The organism is Streptomyces sp. NPDC002788, from assembly GCF_053592115.1.
Genome location: NZ_JBSFVB010000017.1, coordinates 100,120 through 117,903, shown reverse-complemented (window position 1 = coordinate 117,903; position 17,784 = coordinate 100,120). Strand labels below are relative to the sequence as shown.

Genomic DNA, 17,784 nt, shown 5'->3' with positions numbered 1-17,784 from the left:
GAGCGGCGGGGCCTTTGTCATGCGTGGCTCGTACTGGCCCGCTCCGTCAGACGGGGCGGCGGCGTGCTCTCCGGCACGGGGGTGCCGTTCAGTTTCCGCGTCCGGAGTTCCACCGACACAGGAACGCCGCGAGCACCGGGCCCAGCATGAAGCGCAGGTCGTCCGCCGCCTGCTCGAAGGAGTCGGCGGTGTGCAGGGCCTTCGCGTCACCGGCGAGGAGATGCGCCCAGCGGGCCCGGGACATGCCGCCGGTTTGGGGGTCGTGGCGGTGGCGGCGTAGGAGGCGAACAGGGTCCAGTCCGGGGCGTCGTAGCGGACGCACAGCAGCAGGGCGAGGGAGCCGAGGGCGGCGAAGACCGTGGCGGGCAGGGCCACTCGGGCCTGGCCGTGGCGGTCGACGAGCCGCGTGGTCCACGGCGCGACCACCGCGGTCGCCGCGAGCCCCGTCGCCGTGACGGCACCGGCGAGCGCGTACGACCCCCGTGTGCCGGCGATCATGACGACCGCGCTGACGCTGAACATGCCCATCGGCAGCCGGGTGATGAGGTTCCCGGCGGTGAACGCACGGGCGCCAGGCAGGCGGAACAGGCGGAGACACGGGGTGAGTTGCGGCATGCGCCCACCGTCGCCCGGGGGTGCTCGAGCCGTCCGACACCTGTTCCGTGCGGAATCACGCACCTGGGTTGCAGGACGGCCGAAAGGCAGTGGCGAAAAATGTTCGCTGCCTGTTCTTCATACAGCGATATGGAGATTCTTAATGGTTCTCATGACGCATGGAAAAGATGTTCATTCGGGAAATCCTTCACTCGTTTGCCGCGCATCCGCCGCAGTGGGACGGCGGTTAGTCAGTACATGACCGAGGCGACCAGGAAAGACGGCTGGGCGGTAACGCTCGGCCCGTACACCTATATTCCGGCCCCAGCACACTCGTCGGCCACTGTCAACGGCACGCTCACCAAGGGCGGTTGCCCGGTCACGCTGCAGGTGACCGAACCGGTGCTGCGCGATTTCATCGACACCGTGAGCACGCTGGAAAAGGATCTCGCCCGGCGGTGGATCAGTGCGACGGAATGGCCCGCTTTCGCTCTTGCGGAATAGCGGGGCGCGTCATGTACGAGCAGCGAATCGAGGGCACCGGCCGGCACCGGGCCCCGGCCCGGGATTTCATCACCCCCCTGACGCCGCCGGACCCGACCTGGGACCCGGCCGAGGAACTGGCGTTCATCCTCGAGGAGGCCCTCGGGGAGCAGGCGGCGAGGGTCCCCGTCCCCCGCGACGAGCCACCGCCGGCGGACCCGCCCCCGGACGCCCACATGCGGCGGCTGCAGGACATCACCGAGGAACTGCCGCCCGTGCGGGACGTCACCAGGCGCCACCGCAAGGTCCGCGACCCCAAGTCCCCGGCCGTGCTCCGCACGACCAGCTTCCTCGTCGCCGCCCTCGCCGCCGTCATCGCCTCCGCGGTGGGCCTGCTGAGCGGCATGGTCGCCTACGACCCCCTGCGCCTGGTCGCGGTGTCCCCCGCGGGGCGGAACCTGCACACCTGGTGGCCGCTGCTGGTGTACGGCCCCTGGCTGGTGGCCTCCCTGTCCGTCCTGCGGGCCGCGCTGCACCAGCGCCGTGCCGTGCACTCCTGGTGCGTGGTGCTGGTCTTCTCGTGCGTCGCCGTGCTGCTGTGTGTCGTCCAGGCGCCCAGGACCGTCCTCGGCACCGCGGCGGCGGCCCTGCCCGGGATCGCGGCCCTGGCGTGCTTCCAGCAGGTCGTCCGCCAGATCACCCTGACCCGCCCGCCGCTGCGGTCGGTGCCCCGCCACCGGCTCGGGCAGGTCGCCCAGCCTGCCGGTGCGGACGTCGCGCCGGGCGAGGGCGAGACCCCCGGAACACCACCTGACCTCCGGGACCGCCGGCCGCTGTAGGTTCAGGGCGTGCCCACCCACTGGCCCTGCCGCCGACAATGTCGCGCCCCTGGTCGACCCCGTGCCGCTGTCCCCCCTGTCCCTGGTGTGGCGCAAGGGTCTGACCCACCCCGCGTTCGACGCGCTGCGGCGGGCCGCGGCCCGGCTCGCGGCGGCGGAGGGGTGGCTGCGGCGGCCCGCCGGGGGATGGATTCCGGCCGCGGATGATGTCCTCATGGCGTCTCGCGACTGACACGATTCGATACGCCGCTCACACATAACCTCCGCGTGCGCTACATTCGTGTCCTGAGCACGGTGTGGTAGCGGGGGGCGCTCGGACGGGTGGGGGCCCGATCCGACGACGGGTGCTCAGGTCGTACGCGCACCTGAACCATCCCGTGGGGGGAAGTGCGTGCGCGTGACGAATTGGCGAGAAGACGCCCAACCTGAATGGCCCGAGGCCGCGACGGTGAGCGGTGAGGTCTCCGCGGACGGCAGAGGCCGGGACCGGAGAGTCACGCAGGCCTTCCCCGGCGGGGACGTCCAGGTGAGCGACTTCCGGCTGCACGCCGGTACGGAGATACTGCGCGGCATCCCCCGGCAGAGCGAGGGAGATGCCGACTCGCTCACCTCCGAGACCGGGTCCCGGACCGCCGTCCGCGACCCCTGGCAGGAGGGCGCCGACCCGGTCGGGCACTCTCACGACCCGGCCGGCTCTGCCGGGCACACCCACGACCCGCACGAGGTCACCGTCCAGCTCGACGCCGTGCAGTTCGGGGACGGGTTCGTACGGCAGGTCGAGGAAGGCCCGGTCGCGGGCCCCGTAGCCTCCGCCGACCGGCCGGTCTTCGTCGACGAGTCGGGCCGCCGAAGCCGCCGCTTCCGCCGGATCGGCATAGTCATCGCCCTGGCTTGCGGGGTCTACGCCGTCGTCATCGTCGCCACACTGCTGTCGGGCAACTCCAATGCGCCCTGGCTGCCCGTACCGGGCCAGAAGCAGGATCCGCCGGCCGGGCAGGTCGACACCCCGCCGCTGCCCGAGCAGTCGGCCACGGCCACCGGCACCGGCACCACCGCCCCGGGCAGCGCGCCGACGGCCGAGGGGGCCACGGCACCCTCGCGCGATCCCGGCGCCCTCGAACCCGGTGCCACAGCCGAACCCGGCCGCGGCGGCGCGACGGCGGGCCCCTCGCCGAGCGCCACCCGGACCACACCGGCCCCGGGCACCGGCGTGACCGACCCGGCCCCGACCAAGCCGGCCGACCCGCCGACCACGCCGGCCACCGACCCGACGCCGACCGGCGAGCCCACGCCCGAGCCGACCGGAACCACGGGCACCGGCGACGGCGACGACACCGGCACAGTCGCCGAAGGCCCGGCCGAGACGCCGCCCGCCGAACCGACGCCCGCCGTCTAGGCACGGCCGGGAGGGCGGTGCCTGCCGCGCCCGCCCTCCGGGGAAGTCCGGGGGAAGGGCGCTCCGGCGCCTCATGTCGCGGGCTCCGAGCTCCCGGCCCCACTGACCAGAGGGATCCGCCGACGGCGCCGCGGAGCACGTCGGCACCGTCTCCCCGCACCCCCCGGCACCACCCACCGTCCCCGCAGCACTTCATCCCGCACCACCCCGGAGTACCACCACCCATGGCATCCCGTACCCGCCGTTCCGGGCCGGCGCCCCGAGCCCGTGGCGGCTCCAGGCGCCGCCTGCCGCTTCGCCTGCTGCTGCCTCTGCTCGTTTTGGTCGCGCTGATGGCGATGCTGATGCTGCGCGGCTACGTGCACAGCGAGATCCTCGCCGACCACCGGGTCCGGCCGCCCGCCGCCACCCACCAGGTGCCGGAGAAGATCATGAAGGGCGGCCCGGTCATCGACACCCGCAGCGGCCGCACCGAGAGCCTGCGCCTGCCCGACCGCCGCCTGGTCCTCACCTTCGACGACGGCCCGGACCCGGTCTGGACGCCGAAAGTCCTGGACGTACTGAAGAAGCACGACGCGCACGCCGTCTTCTTCGTCACCGGCACCATGGCCTCGCGCTACCCGGACCTGGTCCGGCGCATGGTCGCGGAAGGCCATGAGGTCGGCCTGCACACCTTCAATCACCCCGACCTGTCCTACCAGTCCAAGAGGCGCATCGACTGGGAGCTGTCCCAGAACCAGCTCGCGATCTCGGGCGCCGCGGGTATCCGCACGTCTCTCTTCCGGCCGCCGTACTCCTCCTTCGCCGGCGCCATGGACAACATGTCCTGGCCGGTGACCGAGTACATCGGCGACCGCGGCTACATCACCGTCGTCAACAACACCGACAGCGAGGACTGGCGCAAGCCCGGCGTCGAGGAGATCATCCGCAAGGCCACGCCCAAGGGCGGCAAGGGCGCGATCGTGCTGATGCACGACTCCGGCGGCGACCGCCACCAGACCGTCGAGGCACTGGACCGCATGCTTCCCGACCTGCGCGAGCAGGGCTACGAGTTCCACAACCTCACCGAGGCCCTCGACGCCCCGAGCGCGCACTCCCAGGTCACCGGCCTCGACCGGTGGAAGGGCACGGCGTGGATCTTCCTGGTCCAGGCCTCGGAGCACCTCACCGACGGGCTGGTCGTCGGCCTCGCGGTCGTCGGCACCCTCGTCATCGGCCGTTTCGTGCTGATGCTGCTGCTCTCCGGGGTGCACGCACGCCGGGTGCGCCGCCGCGGCTTCCGCTGGGGAGCGCCGATCACCGAACCGGTGTCGGTCCTGGTCCCGGCGTACAACGAGGCCAAGTGCATCGAGAACACGGTCCGTTCCCTCGCCGCCAGTGACCACCCCATCGAGGTCCTCGTCATCGACGACGGCTCCTCCGACGGCACGGCACGGATCGTCGAGGTCATGGGCCTGCCGAACGTCCGGGTGGTCCGCCAGCTCAACGCGGGCAAGCCGGCCGCGCTCAACCGCGGTGTGGCCAACGCCCGGTACGACCTGATCGTGATGATGGACGGCGACACGGTCTTCGAACCGTCCACCGTGCGCGAACTGGTGCAGCCCTTCGGCGACCCGCGCGTGGGCGCGGTCGCGGGCAACGCCAAGGTCGGCAACAAGGACACCCTCATCGGCGCCTGGCAGCACATCGAATACGTGATGGGCTTCAACCTCGACCGCCGGATGTACGACGTCCTGCGCTGCATGCCGACGATCCCCGGCGCGGTCGGAGCCTTCCGCCGCAACGCGCTGGAACGGGTCGGCGGCATGAGCGACGACACGCTCGCCGAGGACACCGACATCACGATGGCCCTGCACCGCGACGGCTGGCGCGTGGTCTACGCGGAGAACGCCCGTGCCTGGACCGAGGCGCCCGAGACGGTCCAGCAGCTGTGGTCCCAGCGCTACCGCTGGTCGTACGGCACCATGCAGGCCATCTGGAAACACCGCCGGGCCCTGGTGGACAAGGGCCCCTCGGGCCGCTTCGGCCGCGTAGGCCTGCCGCTGGTGTCCCTCTTCATGGTCGTGGCGCCCCTGCTGGCCCCGCTGATCGACGTGTTCCTCGTCTACGGCCTCGTGTTCGGCCCGACCCAGAAGACGATCATGGCGTGGCTCGGCGTCCTGGCGATCCAGGCGTTCTGCGCGGCCTACGCCTTCCGACTCGACCGCGAGCGCATGACCCACCTCATCTCGCTGCCCCTGCAGCAGATCCTCTACCGCCAGCTCATGTACGTCGTACTGCTCCAGTCCTGGATCACCGCCCTCACCGGCGGCCGGCTGCGCTGGCAGAAGCTGCGGCGCACCGGCGTGGTCGACGCGCCCGGCGGCGGCCCCGTGCCGTCCCAGCGGTCCCAGAGCAGTTCCGAGCGGAGGCCGGTGGCATGACCCACGGAAACCCGATCCACACGTCATCAGCGGCGTCCGGCACGCCGGGGCCGTCCTCCGGCATCCCGCAGCAGCGCACGACGCACCCCGCACCCGAGGGTCAAACCGCCACCGCGCCCGCCCCCACCACGTCGGCGCCCCGGGGCGGCGGCCGTGACCGCTACCTCGACCTGCTGCGCTCGATCGCCCTGGTCCGTGTCGTCGTCTACCACCTGTTCGGCTGGGCGTGGCTGACGGTGGTGTTCCCGTCGATGGGCGTGATGTTCGCGCTGGCCGGCGCCCTGATGGCGCGCTCGCTGAACCGCCCGGCGCTCGGTGTGATCCGGGGCCGGATCCGCCGGCTCCTGCCCCCGCTCTGGGCGTTCAGCGCGCTGGTGCTGGCGATGATGTTCATGGCCGGCTGGAACCCGGTGAAGGACCCGGGCCACGGCGGCACCTGGGGCTTCGTCGACCTGGTCAACTACGTCTTCCCCGTCGGCGCTCCGCCTTTCCCCTGGCACCTCGGCTCCAAGTCCGGCCTGCTGGAGGACACCTGGGCGGTACAGGCGGCCGGTCCACTGTGGTACCTGCGGGCCTACCTCTGGTTCGTCATCGCCTCCCCGCTGCTGATGTGGGCGTTCCGCCGGGCACCGTGGCCGACACTGCTGGCACCGCTGGGCCTCACGGCGGTCGTCGGCACGGGCCTGGTGAAGATCCCCGGCGAGACGGGCAACGCGGTGACCGACTTCGCGGTCTACGGCGGCTGCTGGGTCCTGGGCTTCGCCCACCACGAAGGCCTGCTCAAGCAGATCCCCCGCTACCTGTCGATCTCCTGCGCGGCCCTGCTCATGGCCTTCGGCCTGTGGTGGGCCTCGGGTCACCTGGGCCCCGACGGCTGGGACCTCAACGACATCCCCCTGGCCCAGGCGGCCTGGTCCTTCGGCTTCGTGGTCGTCCTCTTCCAGTACTCCCCGTCCTGGCGTGAGCTCCCGGGCCGCCTGGCCAGGTGGGACAAGCTCGTGACCCTCTCCAACAACCGCGCCGTCACGATCTACCTCTGGCACAACCTCCTCATCATGGCCACGATCCCCATCCTCGACCTGCTCTACGAACTGCCCTTCCTCCAGAGCGACAGCGCGGTGTCCGCCCTGGACACCACGTACACCATCTGGATGTTCGTCCTGGTCTGGCCTCTGATCGGCGCGGCGATCCTCACGTTCGGCTGGGTCGAGGACATCGCAGCGAAGCGGTCGCCGCGGCTGTGGCCGAACGGGCGAGGCGGCAACGGCCGGAGGCGTCGGCGGTAGGGGCGGCGCCCTCGGCTCCAGCGGGCTGGGCGTACAGCAGGTGCCCGGGCCGTACGCCCAGCCCGCTCCGGCTCCGACCCCGTACGGCGGTCAGCCCGCTCCCGGTGAGTACGGCGGTCAGCCGGCACGGCCTCCGCACGGCGGTCGGCCGGCACAGCCTCCGTTACGGCGGTCGACCCACCCCGGGCTCCTACCGTGCTCAGCAGCCCGGCCCCTGCAACCAGCCCCACCCCCCAGCAGCACCCCCACGGGCGGCCCCCGCAGCGCTGACGCGCACTGACGCGGAAACCTCCCGATCGGAACCTCTCATCCCGCTCCGGCCCGGGGTGAGAGCAACGTTCCCTCGCGGTCACCCGGTGCCACAGGCAGGAAACGCGCCATCCCTACCTTCGGGATCAGTCACTCGAAGCACGACCGAGCCCCGGAGCACAGTGGAGGCGTCATGACAGGCCCTGGCACGGCACCCGCACCCCCGAGCAGGGGCGGACGCTGGATCCGGCACTGGGATCCGGAGAACGAGACGTTCTGGAAGGAGACCGGGGAGAAGGTCGCCCGCCGGAACCTCTTCTTCTCCGTGCTCTCCGAGCACATCGGCTTCTCGATCTGGACCCTGTGGTCCGTGCTGGTGCTGTTCATGGGCCCGGAGTACGGACTGACCCCGGCCGACAAGTTCATGCTGACCTCGATGGTCACGCTGGTCGGCGCCGTCGTCCGCGTCCCCTACACCTTCGCCGTCGCGATCTTCGGCGGGCGGAACTGGACGATCATCTCCGCCACCCTGCTGCTGGTCCCGACCGTCGCCGCGTTCGCCGTGATGGAGCCGGGCACGTCCTTCTCCACGTTCCTGCTCGTCGGCCTGCTCGCCGGCGTCGGCGGCGGCAACTTCGCCTCCTCCATGACCAACATCAACGCCTTCTTCCCGCTGCGGAAGAAGGGCTGGGCCCTCGGCCTGAACGCGGGCGGCGGCAACATCGGCGTGCCGGTGATCCAGCTGGCCGCCCTCGCGATCATCGGCGCCGGAGGCGGCCCCCGGGTACTGCTCGGGATCTACATCCCGCTGATCGTCGTGGCCGCCGTCATGGCCGCGCTCTTCATGGACAACCTCGAGAACGTGAAGAACGACACCGGTGCCGCCAAGGACGCGGCGCGGGACGCCCACACCTGGATCATGTCCGTCCTCTACATCGGCACCTTCGGCTCCTTCATCGGCTACAGCTTCGCCTTCGGCCAGGTCCTGCAGAACCAGTTCGGCCGTACGCCGCTGCAGGCCGCGTACGTCACCTTCCTCGGCCCGCTGCTCGGCTCCCTCATCCGGCCCGTCGGCGGCTGGCTCGCCGACCGGTACGGCGGCGCGAAGATCAGCCTGTGGAACTACGTGGGCATGGGAGTGGCGACGGCGATCCTGATCGGCGCCTCCATGGAGAAGTCGCTGGCGCTGTTCACCGTGGCGTTCGTGGTGCTGTTCGTGCTCAGCGGGCTCGGCAACGGCTCGACGTTCAAGATGATCCCGGGCATCTTCCAGAACAAGGCCCTGGCCAAGGGGCTGGAGGGCGAGGAGGCCGCGGCGTACGGGCGGCGGCTCTCCGGGGCCTCCATGGGGCTGATCGGCGCGGTGGGCGCGCTCGGCGGCGTAGGCATCAACCTCGCCTTCCGCCAGTCCTTCCTCTCCTACGGTTCCGGCACCGGCGCCTTCGTCGCCTTCCTCGCCTTCTACGCGGTCTGCTTCGGGGTCACTTGGGCCGTATACCTTCGCCGCACGGCTCCCCGGGTACCCGTCACCACGTCCTCGGAGACGAAGCCGCAGCTCAGCTACGCCGAGGTGTGACGTAACACCAGCGACATCAACCCGATCCGAGCCTGTCACGAGCCGTTGACAGGCTCGCTCGGCATGTAGGTACGCCGTACCCACGCAGTACGACGACTCGAGTGCGGGACGAGAGCCATGTACGAGGAAGAACAGCGACCGGACCACGGGCCACTGGCCGGTTTCACCGTGGGTGTGACGGCCGCGCGCCGGGCCGATGAGCTCGGGGCGCTGCTGCAGCGGCGCGGTGCCGCCGTTCTGCACGCCCCCGCTCTGCGGATCGTGCCGCTCGCCGACGACAGCGAACTGCTGGCCGCGACCAAGGACATCATCCAGCAGGCGCCCGACATCGCGGTCGCGACGACCGCGATCGGCTTCCGGGGCTGGGTCGAGGCCGCGGACGGCTGGGGGCTGGGCGAGGACCTGCTCTCCCGGCTGGGCGGCGTACGGATCATGGCGCGTGGGCCGAAGGTCAAGGGCGCGGTCCGGGCCGCCGGGCTGACGGAGGAGTGGTCGCCGTCGTCGGAGTCCATGGCCGAGGTGCTGGACCGGCTGCTGGAGGAGGGCGTCGAGGGCCTGCGCATCGCCATCCAGCTGCACGGCGAGCCGCTGCCCGGGTTCGTCGAGGCGCTGCGGGAGGGCGGGGCCGAGGTCGTCGGCGTGCCGGTCTACCGCTGGATGCCGCCGGAGGACATCGCCCCGATCGACCGGCTCCTGGACGCGACGGTCTCCCGGGCCCTGGACGCGGTCACCTTCACCAGTGCCCCGGCCGCGGCGTCCCTCCTCTCCCGGGCGGAGGAGCGCGGACTGCTCACCGAAGTGCTGGCGGCCCTGAGTCACGACGTCCTGCCGGCCTGCGTCGGGCCGGTCACGGCCCTGCCGCTGCAATCCCGCGGCATTGACACGATCCAGCCCGAACGCTTCCGGCTCGGCCCCCTCGTCCAGCTCCTCTGCCAGGAACTCCCCGCGCGGGCCCGCTCCTTCCCCGTCGCCGGGCACCGGGTGGAGATCCGCGGCCACGCCGTCCTGGTCGACGGCGACCTCAAGCCCGTCCCGCCCGCCGGCATGTCCCTCCTTCGCGCCCTCGCCCGCCGCCCCGGCTGGGTCGTGGCCCGTGCCGAACTCCTCCGCGCCCTCCCCGGCTCGGGCCGCGACGAACACGCGGTGGAAACGGCCATGGCCCGCCTGCGCACAGCCCTCGGCACCCCGAAACTGATCCAGACGGTGGTCAAACGCGGCTACCGACTGGCCCTGGACCCGGCAGCGGAGACGAAGTACGCGGACACGTGAGGTTCGCCGGGCGGTAAGGCGGTCGTACGCTCCCGCGCGACGCCGCCGCGCGGGAGCCGGGGTGGCGGCGGGCTGCGGCCGGAACGGCGGGCGCTCGGGCCAGGACACGCTCCGGCCGTGCCGGACCGGGCCCCGCGGACGACCCTGTGCCCGCCCCGAAGCCCGCGAGCCCCTGGCCTGAACGCCCACACCCCAGGCCGACCCGCCATGTCGCCCCCGCGCGAGGTCTTTCCGGCGCGTCCCGGGGCAGGCACTGTAGAGGGACCTTGCACTGTGCCCGCCCGGGTCGCGTGGTCTGGCACCGCGCCTCGCCGCGCTGCCGAAGCGCCCAGGTAGCCCCGCTACCGGGGCACTTAGGCGCCTTGCGATGCACGGCACCGGACCACGCGACCTGATCGGACGCTCATAGTGCAAGGACCCCTGAGAGGGAACGGTTTCCCAGCCCTCTCACCGGCATCTCACCGACCCTAGGCGGTGACAGGCACATGGCACTGGGTACGGGTACGGCAACGGCCCCCTACGAGCTGCGGTTCGATGCCGGGCGGATCTGCCTGGATCTGCTCTCCACCAGGCACCCGGAGGAACGGCTGGACTCCGTGGACGTGCTGCGCGCCTGGATCACCGGCTCCGGACTCGTCCCGGCGGACACGGTGCTGAGCCACGCCGACGCCGGCTGGCCGGCCTCCTTCCGTGAACTGCGAGGCCAGATCGGCCGGTTGGTGCGTGGCCGGCCGGGGCCCGGGCCGAGCGCGTACGACTTCGCGCTCGCGCGTGTCAACGACATCGCCCGGACCGCGCCCCCGGCCCCACGTGCCGTCCGTGACTCAGACGGCGGACTCTTACGGCAGTTGGACGCCCCACCCGCCTGCGCCGCCCTGCTCGCGGTCGTCGCCCGGGACGCCGTGGACCTGCTCACCGACCCCGTCGCCCGCGCGGCCCTGCGGCAGTGCGAAGGGGGCAACTGCCCCATCGTGTACCTCGACACATCGAGGGGACGCAGGAGGCGCTGGTGCTCCGGTGGGCTCTGCGGGAACCGCGAACGCGTCGCCCGCCACCGACGCCGCGCGGCACTCGCCCGTACGTGAAACGGAATTGAGTGGTCCGTGCACTCGATTTCCCTGTCCTAAATGCTACTTCTGCGACCGCGCTGTCGAAGTGATCTCGATTACATGTCGTTTGCCTACGCTCCCGTAGGGAAGCCCTGGCTTGATCTTGCCGTTGTGGCGGAAATGTAAAGAAAGCGGGGTGGGAATGTGCTCCCATGTCCCCCTCGTCACGTCACCTCGAAGAAAACTGTCGCGTCCCTTTGAACGCCCAACGCCTCCCGTGCGTACGGCATGTCGAGCGACCGACTGGGGGAACCCCCGGACATCGGAGGTGGGCGTGCGCAAGGATTCCGTCGTGGCCAATGAACGAGCACCGAGGGCCCGACATCGCATGTCCCAGCCCTCGGAACCCGACGAGGAGTTGATGCGTGCGCTCTATCGCGAACACGCCGGACCCCTGCTTGCGTATGTCCTGCGCCTGGTCGCCGGAGACCGGCAGCGCGCCGAGGACGTCGTGCAGGAGACGCTCATCCGTGCCTGGAAGAACGCCGGTCAGCTCAATCGTGCGACCGGATCGGTACGCCCCTGGCTGGTGACGGTCGCCCGGCGCATCGTCATCGACGGCCACCGCAGCCGGCAGGCCCGGCCGCAGGAGGTCGACCCGTCGCCGCTGGAGGTCATCCCCGCGGAGGACGAGATCGACAAGGCGCTGTGGCTGATGACTCTCTCGGACGCTCTCGACGACCTGACCCCCGCTCACCGGGAGGTGCTCGTCGAGACGTACTTCAAGGGGCGTACCGTCAACGAGGCGGCCGAAACTCTGGGCATACCCAGCGGAACCGTCCGCTCCAGAGTCTTCTACGCTCTCCGTTCCATGAAGCTGGCACTGGAGGAGCGGGGGGTGACGGCGTGATGAGTGTTTACGGGGGAAACCAGGGATTCGGTACGGGAGGCATGGGTATGTCTGGACCCATGCAGGGATCTCCGGTGCCGAACGAGCACGAGACCGTCGGCGCCTACGCTCTCGGCATCCTCGACGACGCCGAAGCAACCGCTTTCGAAGCCCACCTCGCGACCTGCGAGTGGTGCGCCCAGCAGCTCGACGAACTGGCCGGCATGGAGCCGATGCTCGCCGCCCTCGCCGACCTGCCCGGCTCCGGCACACCCGCGATCGGCGAGTCGCTGTCCGCGAAGCCCCGGCCGCGCCTGGTGGAGAAGCTGGTCGACGAGGTCGCCGACCGCCGCGCCCAGAAGCGCCGCCGCAGTTTCTACATGGTGGCCGCGGCCGGCGCGCTGATCATCGGCGGCCCGTTCGTCGCGGTCGCGACGAACAGCGGCGGTGACGGCGGCGGCGCGGAGAACCGCCCGCTCGCCTCCAGCCCCGCCAAGGAAGCCTTCGACGGCATCTCCGACAAGATCACGGCCACCGACCCGTCCACCAAGGTCTCCGCGACCGTCGCCGTCCAGAAGAAGGACTGGGGCACCGGCACCGTCCTGGAGCTGAAGAACCTCAAGGGCCCGCTCAAGTGCGCCCTCGTCGCGGTCGGCAAGAACGGCGAGCGGGAGACCCTCGCCTCCTGGTCCGTCCCCGATTGGGGCTACGGCCTGCCGGACGCCAAGTCCGAGAAGGCCAAGGAGCCGCTGTACGTCCAGGGTGGCGCTGCCTTCGAGCCGAACGAGATCGACCACTTCGAGGTCGTGACCTTCGACGGCAAGCGGCTGGTCGAGGTCGACGCGTAGCCTTACCGGGTCCCCTTCGCGTACGGTGGACGGCTGCCCAGCACGTCAGAAGGGGGCCCGGTGGCCGCTCAGGCTCCACAGGAAACCGCGCTCGACTCCCTGAGAGACAGAGAGATCGGCGTCGAACAGGAACACCTGAACCGGGTGTACCGCCGCCTCGAGGAGAAGATCCACGAGGCGGAGTTCCTCATGAACGACGCGGCCCAGCGCGGCCAGGTCGGCACCCCCGGCGCGCTCGCCGAGCGGGACGCCCAGGTCTTCCGCGCGGGAATCCACCTCAACCGGCTCAACAACGAGTTCGAGGACTTCCTCTTCGGCCGTATCGACCTGTTGCCCGGCAAGGACGGCAAGAAGGGCCCGGACGGCGCGTACACCGCCGTCGAGCCCGCCGACGGCGCGGTCCGCGAGGACAACACCGCCGACATCGCCGAGACCCTGCACATCGGCCGCATCGGCGTCCTCGACCAGGACTACGCCCCGCTGGTCATCGACTGGCGGGCACCCGCCGCCGCCCCCTTCTACCGGTCGACGCCCGTGGACCCCGGCCGGGTCGTCCGCCGCCGGGTCATCCGCTCCAAGGGCCGCAAGGTCCTCGGCGTCGAGGACGACCTGATGCGCCCCGAGCTGAAGGCCTTCCTCGACGGGGACGAGCTGCCCGTCATCGGCGACGGCGCCCTGATGGCCGCGCTCGGGCAGGCCCGCAGCCACACCATGCGCGACATCGTCGCCTCCATCCAGGCCGAGCAGGACCTGGTCATCCGCGCCCCCGCCGCCTCCGTGACGTACGTCGAGGGCGGCCCCGGCACCGGCAAGACAGCCGTCGCCCTGCACCGCGCCGCCTACCTCCTCTACCAGGACCGGCGCCGGTACGCGGGCGGCATCCTGATCGTCTCGCCGACCCCGCTGCTCGTCGCCTACACCGAGGGCGTGCTGCCCTCCCTCGGCGAGGAGGGCCAGGTCGCCATCCGCGCCATCGGCTCCCTCGTCGAGGGCGCCGAGGCCACGCTCTACGACTCCCCGGCCGTGGCCCGCGCCAAGGGTTCCTCCCGCATGCTCAAGGTGCTGCGCAAGGCCGCCCGCGGAGCCCTGGAGGTGAACGACGCGCCGAACCGGCTGCGCGTGGTCGCCTTCGGCCGCCGCCTGGAACTGGAGGCCGCGGAGCTGGAGGGCATCCGCCGCAACGCCCTCGGCGGCACCGCACCCGTCAACCTGCTGCGCCCCCGCGCCCGCAAGCTGCTGCTGGACGCCCTGTGGGAGCGGTCCGGCGCGGCCGGCCGGCACACCGACCCGGAGCTCGCCGCCGAGCTGCGCTCCTCCTTCGACGAGGACATCACCTCCGAGGACGCCTTCATCGGCTTCCTCGACGCCTGGTGGCCGGAGCTGACCCCGGCGGCCGTTCTGGACGCCATGGCCGACGAGCGGCGCCTCGGCCGCTGGGCCCGGCGGATCCTCAACCCGGGGGAGATCCGCAAGGTCGCCCGCTCCCTCAGGCGCGAGGGCCGTTCCGTGCACGACATCGCGATGCTCGACGAGCTCCAGGCCGTCCTCGGCGCCCCGGCCCGCCCCCGGAAGAAGCGGGAACTCGACCCGCTCGACCAGCTCACCGGCCTGGAGGAGCTGATGCCGGTGCGCGAGGAGTCGCAGCGCGAGCGGGCCGAGCGCCTCGCCCAGGAGCGCACCGAGTACGCCCACGTCATCGTCGACGAGGCCCAGGACCTCACCCCGATGCAGTGGCGCATGGTCGGTCGCCGCGGCCGGCACGCCACCTGGACGGTCGTCGGCGACCCGGCCCAGTCCTCCTGGTCCGACCCGGACGAGGCCGCCCACGCCCGCGACGAGGCCCTCGGCACCCGCCCGCGCCGCCGTTTCGAGCTCACGGTGAACTACCGCAACCCGGCCGAGATCGCCGAGCTCGCCGCGAAGGTGCTGGCCCTCGCCATGCCCGGCTCGGCGTCCCCGAAGGCGGTCCGCTCCACCGGCGTCGAGCCGCGCTTCACGGTCGTGGAGGACACCCTGGCCGAAACCGTCCGTGGCGAGGCCGCTCGGCTGCTGGAGCGCGTCGACGGCACGGTCGGTGTGGTCGTCGCGATGCAGCGCCGCGAGGAGGCCCGCCGCTGGCTCGCCGGGCTCGGCGACCGGGTCGTGGCACTCGGCAGCCTGGAGGCCAAGGGCCTGGAGTACGACGCGACGGTCGTGGTCTCCCCGGCGGAGATCGCCGACGAGTCCCCGGCCGGCCTGCGTGTGCTCTACGTCGCACTGACCCGTGCCACCCAGCAGCTGACGGTCGTCTCCGCCGAACGGGACGAGCCCGACGCGGCCGGAGTCCCGGATCTGCTCAGGGACTGAGGCACGTTACCCACTTGGCGGCGAAATGAACTCCCGGTATGGGAATGGCCTTACGGGATCTGTTTGTTAGCCTGGACGTGGCACCGGCTCGATCCAAGCCCCCGGGCCCAACCTTCGTCGCTACGAGCGACCACTTGCCGCGAGGCGAGCATGGCGGGTCGGTGCCACTCGACTTCCGAAGAGACCCACGTCCGAGTGACGTGGGTCTCTTTTTGCTGGCGCATTCCGCGAACAAAACGTTCGCAATAGAGGGCGGCTACCTGCTACTCAGCGGTAGGTGCGACGATCGGACGGCACAACTCAGCGTCAGGTGAAAGCAGAGGAAGTCGGTCATGGCAACGGCGCCCAGCGTCTCCTACTCGATGACGGTCCGGCTGGAGGTGCCCGCGAGTGGAACCGCCGTCTCGCAGCTCACCACCGCCGTGGAGTCCTCCGGAGGCTCGGTGACCGGCCTCGACGTCACCGCATCCGGTCACGAGAAGCTCCGTATCGACGTCACCATCGCGGCGACGTCGACCTCGCACGCGGACGAGATCGTCGAGGAACTCCGCGGCATCGAGGGCGTCACCCTGGGCAAGGTCTCGGACCGGACCTTCCTCATGCACCTCGGCGGCAAGATCGAGATGGCGTCGAAGCACCCCATCCGCAACCGTGACGACCTGTCCATGGTCTACACGCCCGGCGTGGCCCGCGTCTGCATGGCGATCGCCGAGAACCCCGACGACGCCCGCCGCCTCACGATCAAGCGCAACTCCGTTGCGGTCGTGACGGACGGCTCGGCCGTGCTGGGCCTGGGCAACATCGGCCCGAAGGCCGCCCTGCCCGTCATGGAGGGCAAGGCCGCCCTCTTCAAGCGGTTCGCCGGTATCGACGCCTGGCCGATCTGCCTCGACACCCAGGACACCGACGCGATCGTCGAGATCGTCAAGGCGATCGCCCCGGGCTTCGCGGGCATCAACCTCGAGGACATCTCCGCGCCCCGCTGCTTCGAGATCGAGGCCCGGCTGCGCGAGGCCCTCGACATCCCCGTGTTCCACGACGACCAGCACGGCACCGCCATCGTCGTCCTCGCCGCGCTCACCAACGCACTGCGCGTCGCGGGCAAGGCGATCGAGAACATCCGGGTCGTCATGTCCGGCGCCGGCGCGGCCGGTACGGCCATCCTCAAGCTGCTGCTCGCCGCGGGCGTCAAGAACGCCGTCGTCGCCGACATCCACGGCGTCGTGCACGCCGGCCGCGAGGACCTGGTGGACGCCGCCCCGGACTCCGCGCTGCGCTGGATCGCCGACAACACCAACCCCGAGGGCCTCACGGGCACGCTGAAGGAGGCCGTGCGCGGCGCCGACGTCTTCATCGGCGTCTCGGCCCCGAACGTCCTCGACGGCGACGACGTGGCCGCCATGGCCGGCGGGGCCATCGTGTTCGCGCTCGCGAACCCGGATCCCGAGGTCGACCCGGCAATCGCCCGCCAGACGGCGGCCGTTGTCGCCACGGGCCGCTCCGACTTCCCGAACCAGATCAACAACGTGCTGGTCTTCCCGGGTGTATTCCGCGGTCTGCTGGACGCGCAGTCCCGCACCGTCAACACGGAGATGATGCTGGCCGCCGCGACGGCCCTCGCGGACGTGGTGACCGAGGACGAGCTGAACCCGAACTACATCATCCCGAGCGTCTTCAACGACAAGGTCGCCGGCGCGGTCGCCGGAGCCGTGCGGGAGGCCGCGAAGGCGGCGGGCGCGACGGCGGGCAGCCCCTCCGGCGTCTGAGGGCGAGGCCGCCCGGGCCGGGGTCCGGGGGCGGCGGCCCCGGACTGTGAGCAACCCCACGGCTGCCGGGCACCCGGCGCGTCGCACGACCCGTGTCAGCAGCGCAGCTATCGTGGCGCCAGGCTCAGGCCCTCTTTTCGTGTGACTCCCCAAGGGTGTTCTCACGACTCCTGCGGGTGCCGGATTGGCTTTCCCGCCGCAGGTAGAGGCAGGATGCGTCCCTGGGCGCGAGGGTCTGACGACGGACCCGGGTCCGGGGACTCACTGAGGACCCTGGCAGCATCGGCTTCGATCTGACGCCTCAACGGCAAGATGAACACGGGAGTAAGAACATGAACCGCAGTGAGCTGGTGGCCGCGCTGGCCGACCGCGCCGAGGTGACCCGCAAGGACGCCGACGCCGTCCTGGCCGCGTTCGCCGACGTCGTCGGCGACATCGTCTCCAAGGGCGACGAGAAGGTCACCATCCCCGGCTTTCTGACCTTCGAGCGCACCCACCGTGCCGCTCGCACCGCCCGCAACCCGCAGACCGGCGAGCCCATCCAGATCCCCGCCGGTTACAGCGTGAAGGTCTCCGCGGGCTCGAAGCTCAAGGAAGCCGCCAAGGGCAAGTAAGCCGCTCCGCACAGCGCCGTGGGCGTCTGCGTGCCCGCCAGTGGCTGGTCGCGCAGTTCCCGGCGCCCCTCGGGGCGCGTCCCACGGCGCGTCGTCCGCGAGAGCCGTATGAATGCCGATGGGCGGCCACCTGGATCCAGGTGGCCGCCCATCGGCG

General features: G+C 71.2%; 13 protein-coding genes and 2 pseudogenes. 14 read left to right on the top strand and 1 reads right to left on the bottom strand.

The features are described 5' to 3' along the window. Positions 1-115: 115 nt before the first annotated feature. Positions 116-615 (bottom strand): annotated as a pseudogene (locus ACWD1U_RS28645) (MFS transporter); the annotation flags it as partial. Positions 616-852: 237 nt separating this feature from the next. Between ACWD1U_RS28645 and ACWD1U_RS28640 the strand changes: the two are divergent. The 14 genes and pseudogenes from ACWD1U_RS28640 to ACWD1U_RS28575 all read left to right on the top strand — a co-directional run bounded on the left by ACWD1U_RS28640 (position 853) and on the right by ACWD1U_RS28575 (position 17,627). After that, positions 853-1,098: a hypothetical protein gene (locus ACWD1U_RS28640; protein ID WP_451111803.1), complete on the top strand. Its 246-nt coding sequence runs from the start codon at positions 853-855 to the stop codon at positions 1,096-1,098. An 11-nt stretch (positions 1,099-1,109) separates the two neighbouring features. After that, positions 1,110-1,916 carry a hypothetical protein gene (locus tag ACWD1U_RS28635; RefSeq protein WP_451111801.1) on the top strand — a complete coding sequence of 269 codons (807 nt, stop codon included), beginning with the start codon at positions 1,110-1,112 and terminating at the stop codon, positions 1,914-1,916. A 46-nt stretch (positions 1,917-1,962) separates the two neighbouring features. Continuing rightward, positions 1,963-2,148 (top strand): annotated as a pseudogene (locus tag ACWD1U_RS28630) (LysR family transcriptional regulator); the annotation flags it as partial. Between the two features lie 165 nt (positions 2,149-2,313). Further along, complete coding sequence (locus ACWD1U_RS28625) at positions 2,314-3,312, top strand: hypothetical protein (RefSeq protein ID WP_451111799.1); 999 nt, start codon at positions 2,314-2,316, stop codon at positions 3,310-3,312. A 224-nt stretch (positions 3,313-3,536) separates the two neighbouring features. Beyond that, the gene (locus ACWD1U_RS28620; RefSeq protein ID WP_451111797.1) at positions 3,537-5,735 is read left to right on the top strand and encodes a glycosyltransferase; all 2,199 of its coding nucleotides are present in this window, start codon (positions 3,537-3,539) and stop codon (positions 5,733-5,735) included. Beyond that, entirely contained in the window at positions 5,732-7,021 is a 1,290-nt protein-coding gene (locus ACWD1U_RS28615) for an acyltransferase family protein (RefSeq protein ID WP_451111795.1), read from the top strand. Before ACWD1U_RS28620 ends, ACWD1U_RS28615 begins: the two co-directional genes overlap by 4 nt. A 442-nt stretch (positions 7,022-7,463) precedes the next feature. Next, positions 7,464-8,846, top strand: coding sequence for a nitrate/nitrite transporter (locus ACWD1U_RS28610; protein WP_451111793.1), 1,383 nt, complete (start codon positions 7,464-7,466; stop codon positions 8,844-8,846). Between the two features lie 117 nt (positions 8,847-8,963). Then, positions 8,964-10,115, top strand: a complete 1,152-nt coding sequence (locus ACWD1U_RS28605) for a uroporphyrinogen-III synthase (protein ID WP_451111791.1) — start codon at positions 8,964-8,966, stop codon at positions 10,113-10,115. Positions 10,116-10,606: 491 nt separating this feature from the next. After that, on the top strand, positions 10,607-11,200 hold the full coding sequence (locus ACWD1U_RS28600) for a CGNR zinc finger domain-containing protein (RefSeq protein WP_451111882.1): 594 nt from the start codon (positions 10,607-10,609) through the stop codon (positions 11,198-11,200). A 352-nt stretch (positions 11,201-11,552) separates the two neighbouring features. Beyond that, the gene (locus tag ACWD1U_RS28595; RefSeq protein WP_010039908.1) at positions 11,553-12,074 is read left to right on the top strand and encodes a sigma-70 family RNA polymerase sigma factor; all 522 of its coding nucleotides are present in this window, start codon (positions 11,553-11,555) and stop codon (positions 12,072-12,074) included. Beyond that, positions 12,074-12,901, top strand: coding sequence for an anti-sigma factor family protein (locus ACWD1U_RS28590; protein ID WP_451111789.1), 828 nt, complete (start codon positions 12,074-12,076; stop codon positions 12,899-12,901). Before ACWD1U_RS28595 ends, ACWD1U_RS28590 begins: the two co-directional genes overlap by 1 nt. A 60-nt stretch (positions 12,902-12,961) precedes the next feature. Further along, entirely contained in the window at positions 12,962-15,247 is a 2,286-nt protein-coding gene (locus ACWD1U_RS28585; protein WP_451111787.1) for a HelD family protein, read from the top strand. Positions 15,248-15,579: 332 nt separating this feature from the next. Next, positions 15,580-17,013, top strand: a complete 1,434-nt coding sequence (locus tag ACWD1U_RS28580) for a malic enzyme-like NAD(P)-binding protein (protein ID WP_451111785.1) — start codon at positions 15,580-15,582, stop codon at positions 17,011-17,013. Positions 17,014-17,345: 332 nt separating this feature from the next. Continuing rightward, entirely contained in the window at positions 17,346-17,627 is a 282-nt protein-coding gene (locus tag ACWD1U_RS28575; protein ID WP_003990598.1) for an HU family DNA-binding protein, read from the top strand. The last annotated feature ends 157 nt before the right edge of the window (positions 17,628-17,784 follow it).